Genomic DNA, 14139 nt, shown 5'->3' on the forward strand with positions numbered 1-14139 from the left:
ATATCGGAGTAGATCATGCGCAAGATACTGATGCTGGCCGCCGCAGCCATTATGACCGGACCGCTGGGCGGGACAGCCGCGCTGGCGGGCGACCCTGAAGCCGGCGAACAGAACTTCCGCCAATGCGCCAGCTGCCATGGGATCGTTGACCCGGAAGGCAACGTGATCCAGCGCCTTGCCCCCACCGGCCCCAATCTCTGGGGTGTCATTGGCCGCCAGGCGGGCGCCTACGAAGGCTATGAGCGCTTTTCCAGCGCCATGGTCGAAGCGGGCGAGCAGGGGCTTGTCTGGGACGAGGAAACCTTTGTCGCCTATGTCGAAGACCCGGTCGGCTATCTGCGCGAGTTTCTGGATGACAGCCGCGCGCGCGGGAACATGAACCACCGCCTGCGCGGCAGTGCCGAAGACCTGTATGCCTATCTGGCGACCTTTGGCGCCGAGGAAGACGACGACAGCTGAGCCGCTTCGGAGCTGGGCGAAAGGGGGCGGTTGCGCCCCCTTTTTTCCGTTATCCGTTTTCCCGCAGGATCACACCCGCCAGATAGAGCGAGCCGCAGATCAGCACCCGCGCATGGGGGGTGTCGGCGATTATCGAGGCGAGCGCCGTGGCCACATCCGGCGCCTCCTGCGCATCGATCCCGGCGGACCGTGCGGCCAGGGCGGTCTGGGCGGCGCTGAGGGTCGCGCTTTCACCCGGGATCGACACCGCATGCAACCGCGTGGCATGGGCGGCCAGCGGGCGCATGAAACCGCTGACATCCTTGGTGTTGAGCATGCCGCAGATCAGATGCGTGTCCCGCTTCGGCAAGCGGTCCAGCGTGGCGGCAATCGCCGCACCCGCCGCGACGTTGTGCCCACCATCGAGCCAGAGTTCCGCCTGCGGCGCGGCTTGCGCCAGCGGCCCCGTGCGCAACCGCTGCATCCGGGCGGGCCACTCGGCGGACGTTACCGCGGCCTCGACCGTCGCGCCATGGCCCAGGGCACGCAAGGCGGCCAGGGCGGCGCCTGCGTTCTGGATCTGATGCGGCCCCGGCAGGTTCGGAAGCGGCAGGTCCAGCAGGCCGGTTTCGTCCTGATAGACCAGGCGCCCGGCTTCCTCGGTCACATGCCAGTGCTGGCCGTGGATCAGCAGCGGCGCACCGACGCGGGCGGCACGAGCCTCGATCACCTCCAGCGCGGCGTCGTCCTGCGGGCCGACGACACAGGGCACGCCGCGCTTCAGGATTCCGGCCTTTTCGCCCGCGATCTCGGCCAGGGTCTCGCCCAGGAATTGCTGGTGGTCGATGCTGACCGGGGTGATGATGCAGAGCGCGGGCGCATCCACCACATTGGTCGCATCCAGACGCCCGCCCAGGCCGACCTCAAGCAGCGTGAAATCAGCCGGGGTGCGGGCAAAGGCCAGGAGCGCGGCGCAGGTGGTGATCTCAAAATAGGTGATGGGCGTGTCGCCATTGGCGCGCAGGCATTCATCCAGCACCGCCGACAGCGCGGCCTCGTCGATCAGCCGCCCCGCCAGCCGGATACGTTCATGAAACCGCGCCAGATGCGGCGAGGTATAGGCATGGACCCGCGCGCCACCCGCTTCCAGCCCGGCGCGAATCATCGCCTGGGTAGAGCCCTTGCCATTGGTCCCGGCGATATGGACCACCGGCGGCAGGGCGCGTTCGGGGTGATCGAGCGCGGCCAGCAGGCGCCAGACGCGGTCCAGGGTCAGGTCGATGATCTTCGGGTGGAAGGTCATCATGCGCTCCAGCAGCGCGTCCGAATGCAGGGTCATGGCGCGGGGTCTCCTGTCAGGCGGGGGAAAGGGGGCACTCGCGCCCCCTCACCAACCCCGCAAGGGGCTGGCTTCACCCCCTGAGAGTATTTGGGGCAAGATGAGGGATCAGGGGGTGTTCGGGGTCGGCGACGTGTTTGCATCGGCGGGGTCCGGGGCGGGCTCGGGCTCGGACCCGGGTACGGCCGCTGGCGGGGAAAGCTCGCCATAGACGGCGGGCGGCGCGCCGGTCAGCATGCGGATGATGGTGACCAGTTCATTGCGCATGTGCTTGCGGTGGGTGACCCGGTCCAGCATGCCATGGTCCAGCAGGTATTCGGCGCGCTGGAACCCTTCGGGCAGTTTTTCGCGGATGGTCTGTTCGATCACCCGCGGCCCGGCAAAGCAGATGAGCGCGTTGGGCTCGGCGATCTGGACATCTCCCAGCATGGCGTAGGAGGCGGTGACACCCCCGGTGGTGGGATGGGTCAGCACCACGATATAGGGAAGGCCAGCCTCGCGCAGCATCTGCACGGCGACAGTGCTGCGCGGCATCTGCATCAGCGACAGGATCCCCTCCTGCATCCGCGCGCCCCCGGCGGCGGAAAACAGGACCAGCGGCAGCTTGCGCTCCACCGCGCGTTCGCAGGCGGCGATGATGGCATTGCCCACATACATGCCCATGGAGCCGCCCATGAAGCTGAAATCCTGCGCGGCGGCGACCACGCGGGTGCGCAGCATCTCGCCCTCGACCACCAGCATGGCCTCTTTTTCGCGGGTGGTTTTCTGGGCGCTGCGCAGCCGGTCGGGGTATTTCTTCTGATCGCGGAATTGCAGCGGGTCGGCGATGGGTTCGGGGACCGGCACTTCGGTGAAAATGCCATTGTCGAACAGGTTGGCGAAGCGTTCGCGCGGGCTGATCGGCATGTGGTGGTTGCAGTTGGTGCAGACCTGCAGGCTGTCGCTGAGTTCGCGGTGGAACAGCATGGTCCCGCATTCAGGGCATTTTGACCACAGGTTCTCGGGCATCTCGCGGCGCGAGAAGATCGAGTTGATGGTGGGACGGACGTAGTTGGTGATCCAGTTCATGGGGGCCTCGAACGCGCGCAGCTATGCCTGCGTGCTGCATAGAGCCGCCGGTGCCGGAATGCAATCAGCGCGCGCGCAGGGCCAGCCGGCACAGCGCCCAGGCAACGATGATCAAGGCAATATCGGCATAGATCAGCGGGCGCATGATTTCCACGTCATCGGGGCCATAGGGCAGCCGGGTCAGCGCCATGCCATCCAGCGCGCCGCCCGCAGTGACGATCAGGATGGCGAAAACGTTATTGGCGAAATGCAGCCCCCAGGCCAGCCCGATGGACCCGCTGCGCGCGGTCAGATCGGCGGCAACCAGCCCGAAGACCCCGGTGGCCAGCACCACATGCCAGGTATTCGCCCCCATTTCCGCAGGGGCATAATGCACCAGCCCGAACAGCACCGAGGGCAGCACCATCCACACCAGCGGCGAGGTGAAGCGCGCCGCCAGTTGTTGCTGGAGGTAGCCGCGAAAGACCAGTTCCTCGGCCCCGGTCTGCAACAGCAGGGCCAGCAGCATGAAGGGCAGGAAGTTGAGCCACAGGCGCAGTGGCACGCCGGGGTCCAGATCGGTCATCCACAGCATGGGCAGCCCGGTCAGCACCGCCAACCCGCCCAGGATCCCCACACCCAGCGCGAAATCACGCAGCACCACCGGCGCGCGCCCGAAGAGGGACCCCGCGCCGCGCCCATGCAGCAGCCGTGCGGCCAGCACCGCCCCCAAGGCCAACCCGCCAAAGGTCAGCAGCAGCAGCAACAGCGAAAGCGGATCCCCCCCGCGACCGATCCGGGCCAGCCGGGCCTCCAGTGCATCGGTCCCGGTGTTGAGCCACAGGATGACCCCCATGCCGGCCATCCACAGGATATAGACCGCGATAATCACCACCAGCCCCAGAACCAGCCGCCAGATCTGCGGATGCCTGCGGGCCGGGGCCACGTAGCTTTCGAAGGTTGGGGACAAGGCCACGGATCAGGACTGCCTTCTTGCCGTTGCAGGGTTGCGGCGGAACATATCACCGACGGACGGCGGGACAAGCGCAAGCGGTGGCGCGCCGCGGGCCGCTGCGGTATGGCTGAAGACACCGCCGCGCCGATGCGGCCCCTTCAGGAGTGCCCCCATGACCCTGGCCCTGGTCATTCTGGGATATCTGCTGCAGCTGACGATCATCGCCCGCGCGTTGCTGCGCGAAGGGCTGGCCCCGACCGTGCGCCTGGGCTGGGTGATGGTGATCTCGGCCCTGCCCGGGGTTGGAATCATCGCCTATGTCATGTTCGGCGAGGTGCGCCTGCACCGCGCCAATGTGCAGCGGATGACCGAGGTGCGCGCCCGCCTGATTGCCGCCAGCGAAGCCGGGCGTTCGCGCGCGGTCACGATCAGCGGTGCCGATGCAGCCGTGTTTGCCAGCGGCGCGGTGCCCAGCGATTTCGCGCCGGTGGTCGGCAACCGGGCGGTGCTGCTGCCCGAGGGCGACGAGATGATGGATGACCCCATTGACGCCATCGATGCCGCCCGCGCCCATGTGCATGTGCTGTTCTATATCTGGCTGCCTGATGCGACCGGCACCCGCATGGCCGAGGCGCTGATCCGCGCCAGCGGCCGCGGTGTGGCCTGCAGGGTGCTGGTGGATGACCATGGCGCGCGCCATCTGATCCGCTCCGAACTCTGGACCCGGATGGGCGCGGCCGGGGTGCAGCTGGTCAAGGCCGCGCCGGTGGGCAATCCGCTGATCAGCTTTCTGTATCAGCGGCTGGACCTGCGCAATCATCGCAAGATCATCGTCATCGACAACCGCCTGACCTGGTGCGGCAGCCGCAACTGCGCCGATGCTGCCTTCCGGATCAAGGCGCGCTACGCGCCCTGGGTGGATATCCTGATACGCATGGAAGGGCCGGTGGTGCGCCAGCAACAGGCGGTGTTCCTGCAGGACTGGATGACCCACCATGCCGAGGACCTGAGCCACCTGCTGTCCGAACCGGTGCCCGATGGTGACGGCGGCATCGTGGCGCAGGTGATCGCCTCGGGGCCCGATGACATGGACACCGGACCTTCGGACGTGATCTGCGCGATGATCTTTGGCGCCCGTGAACAGGTGATGCTGACCACGCCCTATTATGTGCCCAACAACGCGTTGCACGGGGCGATCTGTGCCGCGGCGCGGCGTGGGGTCAGGGTGACGCTGATCCTTCCGGCACGCAACGACAGCTGGGTGATCGGAGCGGCAAGCGAAAGCCTGTATCTGGAAATGCTGCGCGCGGGGGTGCGGATAATGGCCTTCAGGCCCGGGTTGATCCATGCCAAGATCGTCACCGTCGATGGCCGGTTGTCGCTGATCGGATCCAGCAATCTGGACCACCGCAGCTTCGATCTGAACTATGAAAACTGCATCCTGATGAGCGATCCCGACATCACTGCGGAACTGGATGCCCGCCAGGGCAGTTATATCGACAGAGCCGCCCCGGTGCTGCTGGATGATGTCCGGCAGTGGTCCATTCCCCGGCGTCTGCGCAACAACACCGTGGCCCTGGCCAGCCCGCTTCTGTAACGGGCTTGTGCGTTCGGGCCGGAACAACCACATTCAGAGCATAGCCCGTATTCAGGAGCATCAGTCATGGCCACGCGCAATCAGAACACGTCCGACGCCCCCGATGTCGAAGACCTCACCCGACAGATCGAGGATCTGAAGGCCGATGTTGCCCGGCTGATCGAAACCATGGGCGCCATGGCCCGGGCCGAGGGCGCGGAAATGACCGAAGAGATGCGCGCGCGGGCCGAGAAACTGCGCGACAAGGGCGCCGAGCGCGCCGCCGAGGCCGAGGCCCGCCTGTCGGAACTGGCCGCCGAGGCCGAATGGCTGGCACGTGACCGCCCCGCTGCGGCCATGGGGCTGGCCGCAGGGGTCGGCTTTCTGCTGGGTCTGATTCTGGCACGTCGCTAGGGCGGGGGCTGACGCTTTGGGCGTGCCCGTGTTCATCATTGCCCGCCTGCGCGCGCGATTGCGCGATGCGGCGCGGCGCTCGGCCCTTGGTGCGGCGGGAGTGTTCCTCGTGGTCCTGGGCGCCGGGTTCCTGCTGGCCGCCATCTGGATCATCCTTGCCGAATGGCTGGATGCACTGCTGGCCTCGGCCCTGATGGGGGCGGTGCTTGCCGGGGTTGGGCTGATCCTGCTTGGACTTGCTGCACGGCCCGAACCGGTGCCGGAACCGCCACCCGATGATCGGAGCCGGGACGCGGACGAGGACGCCATGCTGCGCCGGTTGCTGCGCGAAGCCGGGCTGGAGGTTCCCCCGAAAGGCCAGAAACCCCCGATTGTGGATGCATTCCTGTTTGGGCTGGTGATGGCATTGCGCCTGCGCCAGCAGCGCGAGGCGCAAGGCAAGACCGGAACCTCGGCCAAAGACTGACCCGCCCGCGCGCGGCCCGGTCACGGTCTGGAGCCTGCTCCGGACAGCGCCGGTTTGTCGCGCACCAGCGGTGTAGCTGGATCAGCGCCTCGGCATTTGGCCCGGTCCCATCGGGGCCGGGCCATTGTCTGGTGCTGTGCGCTCACGCCTGCGCGTCGGCGTCCGGGTCCTTGGCATGACGGGCGCGATTCTCATCCATGAACGCATCGAATTCCGCCTTGTCCTTGGCGGCGCGCAGCCTTTCCAGAAACGCCTCGAAATCGGCCTGTTCCTGTTCCAGGCGGCGCAATGTGGCATCCTTGTAGGAGTCAAAGGCCGCATTGCCTGAACTGCGCCGCGCCGATGCCATGGCAGAACGCGATGCGGATTTCTTGCAGGATGTGCCAAACATCTTCTTCCCCCAGATCATGTATGCCAGTAGCGCCAGCCCGATCGGCCAGAACAGGATGAAACCCAGAACCATTGCGGCGATCCAGGCACCCTTGCCATACCCGTCCAGCCAGGCTTCGGCCTGGTGCGGCCATTGTGCGATTTCTGCCATGTGCTTCCCTCTTCTCAGGTGTGAATGTTATTTACATTTACATAGGTGGGAGGGCGGATCTTCTTTTCAAGAACCGACCCAGGATTTTTTTGGACCGGGACTGCGGCATCCCGGCCAGCTGCGCAAGAAGAAGGGCGCCCCGAACGGGACGCCCTGCAACACGATCAGATCCGGGTCAGGAAATCAGCTTTCCTTGGCCTTGCGCTTCACCGGCGCCCAGATCTGCTTGTTGGTCAGATACAGAAGCGACCCCAGCACGGCCAGGATGACAATGCCGACGAAGCCTGCATTCTTGCGCTCCATCATCTTGGGTTCGGCGGTCCAGGTCAGGAATGCCGCCACATCAAGCGCCATCTGCTCTTCGGTGGCAGGGGTGCCATCTGCATATTCAATCATGCCGTCGAACAACACAGGTGCCATGCTGACCCAGCCGCCATAGGCCCTGTTCTCGTAGAACAGCGCACCGGCCTGGAAATCTTCCTCGCCGGTGTAGCCCAGCAGGAAGGAGGCCACATATTCCGGCCCGCCAATCCCCTTGAGCAGCTGGTTGATCCCCAGACCGTAGGGGCCGGAGAAGCCCGCACGCGCCTTGGTCATCAGGCTCAGGTCCGGTGCCCCCTCGAACTGCGATTCGGGGAAGTGGTCATTGCCCTCAGCCGGGCGCCAGTCCCGCAGTTGCGGGTCCCAGACCTCATACATGTCGGCAAAGGCACGCATCTGGTCATCGGGCAGTTCAGGGCCGTTCGGATCGCTCAGCGTGCGAAAGGCAACATATGACAGCCCGTGACAGGCGGCGCAGGCCTCATGATAGACCTGCAGCCCGCGCTGCAACTGGTTGCGGTCATACGACCCGAAGGGGCCCTGAAAGGAGAAGTCGAAGTTGGTGACTTCCCCCTTCACCTTGGTGGCTTCGGCCATGCTTCCGGGCAGCGCAAGCGCGGCTGCGGCGGCGACGGCAAGGGCCAGAGTCCTCAGTTTCATTTGGTTATCCTTTCCGTTTCGCCGTTATTCCGCCGGAACCTGCTCGGGCGCCGGGCCCGAACCGCCATTGCCGGACTTGGCCTTCAGCGACTCCTTGAAGTCCTGTTCGATCGTGTCCGGCGGCGTGGTCGGCTTTTCAAGCACGCCCAGCAGCGGCATGATCACCAGGAAATAGGCGAACCAGTAGGTGGTGCCGATCAGCGCGATATTGGTGTAGATCCCCTCGGCCGGCATGGCGCCTGCCCAGGTCAACACCACGAAGTTCACGATGAACAGCCAGAACCACCACTTGAACATCGGACGATACCGCCCCGAACGCACCGACGAGGTGTCCAGCCAGGGCAGCAGCGCCCAGACGAAGATCGCACCGAACATGGCCAGCACGCCGAAGAAGGTGGCGTCAACGATGCCGAAGGTCAGCCAGTTCACCGCGATCACGATCCACACATCCGAGGTGAAGGCGCGCAGGATCGCGTAGAAGGGCAGGAAGTACCACTCGGGCACGATTTCCGGCGGCGTGACCAGCGGGTCGGCCTCGATGTAGTTGTCGGTGTGGCCAAGGAAGTTCGGCATGAAGGACACGACAACCCAGAACAGGCCCAGCACGACGACCAGCGCGAACAGGTCCTTGATCACGAAATAGGGCCAGAAGGGCAGCGTGTCCTTTTCGGCCTCTTCCTTCGAGGCGCGGCGCACCTCGACCCCGGTGGGGTTGTTGTTGCCGGTGTGGTGGAAGGCCCAGACATGCACGATCACCAGCCCCAGGATGATGAAGGGCAGCAGATAATGCAGGCTGAAGAAGCGGTTGAGTGCCGCGTTGTCCACCGCGGGCCCACCCAGGAGCCAGGTCTGCAGGGTTTCACCGATGCCGGGAATCGCGCCGAACAGGCCGGTGATCACGGTCGCGCCCCAGAATGACATCTGACCCCAGGGCAGCACATAGCCCATGAACGCGGTGGCCATCATCAGCAGATAGATCAGCATGCCGATGATCCATGTCACCTCACGCGGGGTCTTGTAGCTGCCGTAATACATGTTGCGGAACATGTGCAGATACACTGCCAGGAAGAACAGCATGGCGCCGTTCTGGTGCAGGTAGCGCATCATGTGGCCGCCGTTCACGTTGCGCATGATATGCTCGACGCTGGCAAAGGCCATGTCCACATGCGGCGTGTAATGCATGGCCAGCACGATGCCCGTAACGATCTGCAGGATAAGACAGAACATCAGCACGATGCCCCAGATCCACATCCAGTTCAGGTTCTTGGGCGTGGGGATCATGATGGTGTCATAAATCAGCCCGACGATCGGCAGGCGGCGGTGAATCCACTTCTCGCCCTTGGTCGTCGGCGCGTAATGGTCGTGGGGAATACCCGACATGTCCGTATCTCTCCCTTAGCCGAGCTGGATGGTGGTGTCGTCGATGAACTCTGCCACCGGGATGTGCAGGTTCTCGGGCGCAGGGCCGCGGCGGATGCGCCCGGCGGTATCATAATGCGAGCCGTGGCAGGGGCAGAACCAGCCGTCAAAATCGCCGGCGCCATCGCCCAGCGGCACACAGCCCAGATGCGTGCAGACGCCGGTCATGACCAGCCATTCGCCCTCATCATCCATGGTGCGGTTGGCATCGCTGGCATCGGTCCCCGGCTTGTTGGGGTTGCGTGAATCGCGGTCGATGTTCAGCTCATCAACTGCAACGGCGCGCCCAAGCTCGATCTCCTCGGCGGTGCGGCGGCGGATGAACACCGGCTTGCCCAGGAAGTTCACGGTCAGCTGCATGCCGGGTTCCAGCCCGCCCACATCGATGAACAGCGTCGAAAGCGCCTGCACATCGGCCGAGGGGTTCATCTGGTTGACCAGCGGCCAGACCGCAGCACCCACAGTCACGACACCGGCACCGGCTGTCGCGTAATACAGGAAATCCCTGCGCGTGCTTTCGTTGTCTTCAGCGTGGGACACGGGCATTCTCCTTTCCAGGCCAGTCACGGCGGAGCGTCAAATTGCAACAAGGCCACGGCAGAGCCGCAGCCAATTGTGCCGGTATTTAGCGGGGTTTGGGCAAGCCGTCCAGCATCTAAGCAGGGTAAAGGTGTCGCACTGCGGCAGGTTTACCACCCGGGCGCGCAGCAACACTCAGCCAGGGGGTGCGGTTGCGGCAAGGCTGGGGCGTTCGGCCAATCGCGCGCCCCAGGCGGCCAGCCCGGTCCGGCCTGCGCGCCAGTCGCGCCCGCCGTGGCGGAACTCCAGATACCCCAGCGCACAGGCCAGCGAAATCTGCCCTATGCACAGCGGCCCGGACAGATAGGGCAGCCAGCGCGCCTCGAGCATGTCCAGAGCACGGGCGATCTTCGCCCATTGCCCTTCGACCCAGGGCTCGAACCGCAACTCTTCGGGGCGGATGCGGCCTTCATAGACCATCAGCAGCGCGGCATCGAGCATCCCGTCCGAAAGCGCCTCCAGCGTGATCGCATCCCATTGCCGCGCCCCCGAAGGGTAGAAACCGCCCTGCCCGCGCGCATCCAGATAGCGGCAGATCACCCGGCTGTCATAAAGCGCGCCGCCTTCTGGGCGTTCCAGCGTGGGGACCTTGCCCAGCGGGTTCTGCGCCACCGGTGCCGTGCCGGGATCCAGCGGAGAGCCCGAGGCCGCGACCAGATCCACCTGATCCACCTGCCCAGTTTCATGCAGCACCACCATGACCTTGCGCACATAGGGCGAGGTCGGGCTATGGAACAGCCGCAGCCCGCTCATGTCCGGCGCACCCGCAGGCGCCCCAGCGCGGCGGCGTCGATCTCGAACCCCGGGCCGTCGGCGCCAAGCCGAATCACACGCCGGAACCTTGCGGTGGCGTTGGCCTGATCCCGGTCGCCGGGGCGCAGGGCGGTCATGCCCTCGGGCAGGCGGTCCAGCGCATCTTCGGCCCGCTGGTCCAGGACACCGCGCTGCACCCGGCGGGCCAGCAGGAACCCGGCCAGCGCGACCGAGCCATATTTCACCGCCAGAACCGCGGCTGGCGCAAGGGGAAGGGGCATCCGGTCCTCCGTCCAGAAAGATGCCCGCAGCTTACCAACGGCAGGGGCTTTGTCCAGCCGGGTGATGGACCTCATGCCCGCTTGACCCCGCCGCCCCCTTTATGACTAAAGACCCCATGCCGCGTGAACGCCCCGCCTCTGACACGCCCAGAAAGCGCAACCGCCGCGCCCCGCGCAAGTCCGGCGGCGTGCTGATGGCGCTGGCCCGGGGGCTGCGGCGGCTGCGCTGGTGGCTGGTGCGGGGCGCCTCGGCGCTGTTTCTGCTGCTGGTGGGCTGGGTGCTGCTGTATCTGGTCATCAACCCGCCCGGCGGCCTCTACATGTTGCAGGAATACCGCCGCATCGGCAGCATCGAACGCCAATGGGTTCCCATGGACCGGATCGCCCCGGTGATGGCCCGCTCTGCCGTGGCGGCAGAAGATGCCAATTTCTGCACCCATTGGGGCTTCGACATGGGCGAGATCCGCCGCGTGATCGACGCAGGCGGCACGCGCGGGGCCTCGACCATCAGCCAGCAGGTGGTCAAGAACGTGTTCCTCTGGCATGGGCGGGACTGGACCCGCAAGGCGCTGGAAGCAGGCATGACACCGCTGGTCGAAGCGCTCTGGAGCAAACGGCGCATCCTGGAGGTTTACCTCAACGTGGCCGAGTTCGATGACGGCGTCTTTGGCGTCGAAGCCGCCGCGCGGCACTATTTCAACACCACCGCCGCCGATCTGAGCCCGCAACAGGCCGCGCGCCTGGCCGCGATCCTGCCCGCGCCAAAGGCGCGCGACGCCGCCCAGCCCAGCGATTTCGTCCGCCGCCGGGCCGCGCAGATCGTGGATGGCGCCGCCACCATCGACCGCGATGGCCGCGCCGCCTGCTTCCAGAGTTGAAATTCCCGCCCCCAGCGGGCATGACAGGGCCGGACCGCGCCGAACCGGAGGACCCATGTCACGCCTGTATCACGTTCCCCTGTCCCCCTTCTGCCGCAAGGTTCGCCTGACACTGGCCGAAAAGCAGATCGAGGTTGAACTGATCGAGGAACGCTTCTGGCAGGCCAGCCCCGAATTCATGCGCCGCAACCCCGCGGGAAAGGTGCCGGTGCTGCGCTACGAGGGCCGCATCCTCACCGAAAGCCAGGCGATCTGCGAATATATCGACGAAACCGTGCCCACGCCCCCGCTGATGCCCCGCGACCCGCGCGCCCGCTACGAGGTCCGCCGCCTCTGCGCCTGGTTCGACGACAAGTTCCACCATGAGGTGACGGCAAACCTGCTCTATGAGCGTGTGAACAAGAAGCTGATGGGCCAGGGCTATCCGGATTCGCGCGCCATCAAGACCGGATCGGCGCGGATCAAGTATCATCTGGACTACATGGGCTGGCTGCTGGACCAGCGCCGATGGCTTGCGGGCAATGACATGACCCTGGCCGATTTCGCCGCCGCCGCGCATCTGTCCTGCCTGGACTATATCTCGGATGTGGACTGGACGCGGTCGCCAACGGTGCATGACTGGTACGCCAAGATCAAATCACGCCCGGCCTTCCGCACCCTGCTGGCCGATCAGCTTCCCGGCTTCCCGCCGCCGCCGCATTACGCCGATCTGGATTTCTGAAGGGTCCTCTACAGGTCCAGCCGCCCCTGCCCCGGCGCGATCTCCCGCTTCGCGCGCTTGAAGGCGTCATCGCGCCGCGCCGGCAACCGCACCGCCCGGTCGCGCAATTGCAGCGCTTCGGCGACCGAGACGATCTGGATGCGCGGCACCGGACTGAACCCGTCCATTTCGAACTGCCCTGCGGCGGCGGCCTCGCTGATCATCGGCTTCGTCGGCTCGGTCAGGGTCAGGAAAATACCGATCTCGGCGTTTTCGCGTTCGATCACCCCGCGCAGGTCACGGATCATGGACACGCCCACATTGTCCCCCGCCTTGACGCTGACGATGGCGCGGTTGGTCTTGCCGAAATAGATGTTGCCGTCGATGCCCCGGTCGGCGCCTTTTTTCGAGAGGTTGCCGGGCTGGGCGGCGATGAGGCTGAGCGCCCATTTCTCGAACTCGAAATAGTAATTCTTGTCGCCCCGCCCCCGCGCCGCCAGATCGCGCGCGCCCGCCCGATCCTGCGGCACGCCATGGGTGGTGAACTCCACGCCCTCGAAAGCATCGCGCAGGCGTTTTTCGATCAACCCGATGGCCAGATGCGTCACGTCGATGCCGACCCACTGCCGCCCGAGTTTCTCGGCGGCGTGGACGGTGGTGCCGCAGCCACAGAACGGATCGAGCACCAGATCGCCGGGGTTGGAGGAGGCGGCGATGATGCGTTCCAGCAGGGCGACGGGTTTCTGGGTGGGGTAGCCGAGGCGATCTTTTCCCGCAACAGGATGAATGTCTGTCCAGATGTTCTGAACTGGAACGCCCGGCATCTCGTCAAGAAACCGCTTGTATTCCGGCATACCACTCCGCGCGTATGCAAGCCTGTCCTCGACCGCGAATTTCCGCATGTTCTCTTTGCTGTATGCCCAGAACCTCCCTCGATAAGGTGGAACCTGCTTGTATTCCCAGCCTTCCTTGGGTTCTAGAAACTCATCATCAAGGTCGGCTTCCCATTCACCACCGATAGGGCGCCTTACCGGCCAGAGGTATTCGACATCACCGCCGGGCTTCGCCGCAGTGAGATTGTCACGGCGGTAGCGCCGACCCTTTGAGTCGGTGAGTCGATATGCGGACTCGATGTAAGCGCGGTCGTATTCTGTGAAGAGCCAGTTCCAACTCCAGTCTTGGCTCTTGGTATAGAAGAAGATGATATCAGCAATGTTCCCGTATTGCTTTCTGCCTTGTTTGGCGTCGCTGTGGGCAGACGATCGCTTCCAAGTGATTTCGCTCCGAAAATTCCGCGCCCCGAACACCGCATCCAGCAATATCTTCAGGTAATGGCTCGCCGTGGGGTCGCAATGCAGATAGAGGCTGCCGGTGGGCTTCAGCACCCGGTGCAGTTCCAGCAGCCGCACCGCCATCATGGCGAGATAGGCCATCATGTCATTCTCGCCCAGAAAGCTGCGCATGGCGCGCAGCATCTCCGCCGCTGCACCGTTGCCCGAGCGCAGCACCTCGCCAAACGCCTCCTCGGCCGAATCGGTCCAGTGCCAGGTGTCGTCAAACGCCTCAATCTGCGCGGCGCTTTCGTTGCCCTGTGGCCCCCGGAACAGCACATTGTAGCTGGCGTTTGAATTGAACGGCGGGTCCAGATAGATCAGGTCCACGCTGTCATCGGCGATGGACTCCCGCAGCACGGCCAGGCTCAGGACCTATTGATTTCAGCCTTGCGGCGTGATTCACGCTCCGCAAGGAGACCAATCAATGAGCAATCTTTT

General features: G+C 65.0%; 16 protein-coding genes. 6 read left to right on the top strand and 10 right to left on the bottom strand.

What is annotated here, in order from left to right:
- Nucleotides 1-15: 15 nt before the first annotated feature.
- Entirely contained in the window at nucleotides 16-459 is a 444-nt protein-coding gene (locus HUK65_RS09945) for a c-type cytochrome (protein WP_179906012.1), read from the top strand.
- 49 nt (nucleotides 460-508) lie between these two features.
- On the opposite strand, the gene HUK65_RS09950 is transcribed toward HUK65_RS09945, so the two are convergent.
- The 3 genes from HUK65_RS09950 to HUK65_RS09960 form a co-directional block, all read right to left on the bottom strand.
- Entirely contained in the window at nucleotides 509-1777 is a 1269-nt protein-coding gene (locus HUK65_RS09950) for a bifunctional folylpolyglutamate synthase/dihydrofolate synthase (RefSeq protein ID WP_179906013.1), read from the bottom strand.
- A 108-nt stretch (nucleotides 1778-1885) separates the two neighbouring features.
- On the bottom strand, nucleotides 1886-2845 hold the full coding sequence (gene accD / locus HUK65_RS09955) for an acetyl-CoA carboxylase, carboxyltransferase subunit beta (RefSeq protein WP_179906014.1): 960 nt from the start codon (nucleotides 2843-2845) through the stop codon (nucleotides 1886-1888).
- Between the two features lie 64 nt (nucleotides 2846-2909).
- Entirely contained in the window at nucleotides 2910-3794 is an 885-nt protein-coding gene (locus HUK65_RS09960) for a CPBP family intramembrane glutamic endopeptidase (protein ID WP_179906015.1), read from the bottom strand.
- Between the two features lie 157 nt (nucleotides 3795-3951).
- Between HUK65_RS09960 and cls the strand changes: the two genes are divergently transcribed.
- From cls to HUK65_RS09975, 3 genes are all read left to right on the top strand, one after another.
- Nucleotides 3952-5376: a cardiolipin synthase gene (cls, locus tag HUK65_RS09965; RefSeq protein WP_179906016.1), complete on the top strand. Its 1425-nt coding sequence runs from the start codon at nucleotides 3952-3954 to the stop codon at nucleotides 5374-5376.
- 66 nt (nucleotides 5377-5442) lie between these two features.
- Nucleotides 5443-5769, top strand: a complete 327-nt coding sequence (locus tag HUK65_RS09970; RefSeq protein WP_179906017.1) for a DUF883 family protein — start codon at nucleotides 5443-5445, stop codon at nucleotides 5767-5769.
- A gap of 22 nt (nucleotides 5770-5791) precedes the next feature.
- Nucleotides 5792-6235 (top strand): phage holin family protein, encoded by a 444-nt coding sequence (locus HUK65_RS09975; protein WP_179906018.1) that lies wholly within the window; start codon nucleotides 5792-5794, stop codon nucleotides 6233-6235.
- Between the two features lie 142 nt (nucleotides 6236-6377).
- Here HUK65_RS09975 and HUK65_RS09980 read toward each other — a convergent pair whose 3' ends face one another.
- The 6 genes from HUK65_RS09980 to HUK65_RS10005 form a co-directional block, all read right to left on the bottom strand.
- On the bottom strand, nucleotides 6378-6776 hold the full coding sequence (locus HUK65_RS09980) for a DUF2852 domain-containing protein (RefSeq protein WP_179906019.1): 399 nt from the start codon (nucleotides 6774-6776) through the stop codon (nucleotides 6378-6380).
- Between the two features lie 183 nt (nucleotides 6777-6959).
- Nucleotides 6960-7757 (bottom strand): cytochrome c1, encoded by a 798-nt coding sequence (locus HUK65_RS09985; protein ID WP_179906020.1) that lies wholly within the window; start codon nucleotides 7755-7757, stop codon nucleotides 6960-6962.
- Nucleotides 7758-7781: 24 nt separating this feature from the next.
- Nucleotides 7782-9137 (bottom strand): cytochrome b, encoded by a 1356-nt coding sequence (locus HUK65_RS09990; protein WP_179906021.1) that lies wholly within the window; start codon nucleotides 9135-9137, stop codon nucleotides 7782-7784.
- 15 nt (nucleotides 9138-9152) lie between these two features.
- Nucleotides 9153-9716 carry a ubiquinol-cytochrome c reductase iron-sulfur subunit gene (gene petA / locus HUK65_RS09995; protein WP_179906022.1) on the bottom strand — a complete coding sequence of 188 codons (564 nt, stop codon included), beginning with the start codon at nucleotides 9714-9716 and terminating at the stop codon, nucleotides 9153-9155.
- A 174-nt stretch (nucleotides 9717-9890) separates the two neighbouring features.
- Nucleotides 9891-10499, bottom strand: coding sequence for a glutathione S-transferase (locus tag HUK65_RS10000; protein ID WP_179906031.1), 609 nt, complete (start codon nucleotides 10497-10499; stop codon nucleotides 9891-9893).
- 5 nt (nucleotides 10500-10504) lie between these two features.
- Nucleotides 10505-10789, bottom strand: a complete 285-nt coding sequence (locus HUK65_RS10005; protein WP_179906023.1) for a hypothetical protein — start codon at nucleotides 10787-10789, stop codon at nucleotides 10505-10507.
- Nucleotides 10790-10905: 116 nt separating this feature from the next.
- Between HUK65_RS10005 and mtgA the strand changes: the two genes are divergently transcribed.
- Nucleotides 10906-11667 (top strand): monofunctional biosynthetic peptidoglycan transglycosylase, encoded by a 762-nt coding sequence (gene mtgA, locus HUK65_RS10010; RefSeq protein ID WP_179906024.1) that lies wholly within the window; start codon nucleotides 10906-10908, stop codon nucleotides 11665-11667.
- A 55-nt stretch (nucleotides 11668-11722) separates the two neighbouring features.
- Entirely contained in the window at nucleotides 11723-12388 is a 666-nt protein-coding gene (gene fzlA / locus HUK65_RS10015) for an FtsZ-binding protein FzlA (RefSeq protein WP_179906025.1), read from the top strand.
- An 8-nt stretch (nucleotides 12389-12396) separates the two neighbouring features.
- Here fzlA and HUK65_RS10020 read toward each other — a convergent pair whose 3' ends face one another.
- Complete coding sequence (locus HUK65_RS10020; protein WP_327787096.1) at nucleotides 12397-14028, bottom strand: site-specific DNA-methyltransferase; 1632 nt, start codon at nucleotides 14026-14028, stop codon at nucleotides 12397-12399.
- Nucleotides 14029-14139: the final 111 nt, after the last annotated feature.

Source organism: Rhabdonatronobacter sediminivivens (genome assembly GCF_013415485.1).
Classification (GTDB): domain Bacteria; phylum Pseudomonadota; class Alphaproteobacteria; order Rhodobacterales; family Rhodobacteraceae; genus Rhabdonatronobacter; species Rhabdonatronobacter sediminivivens.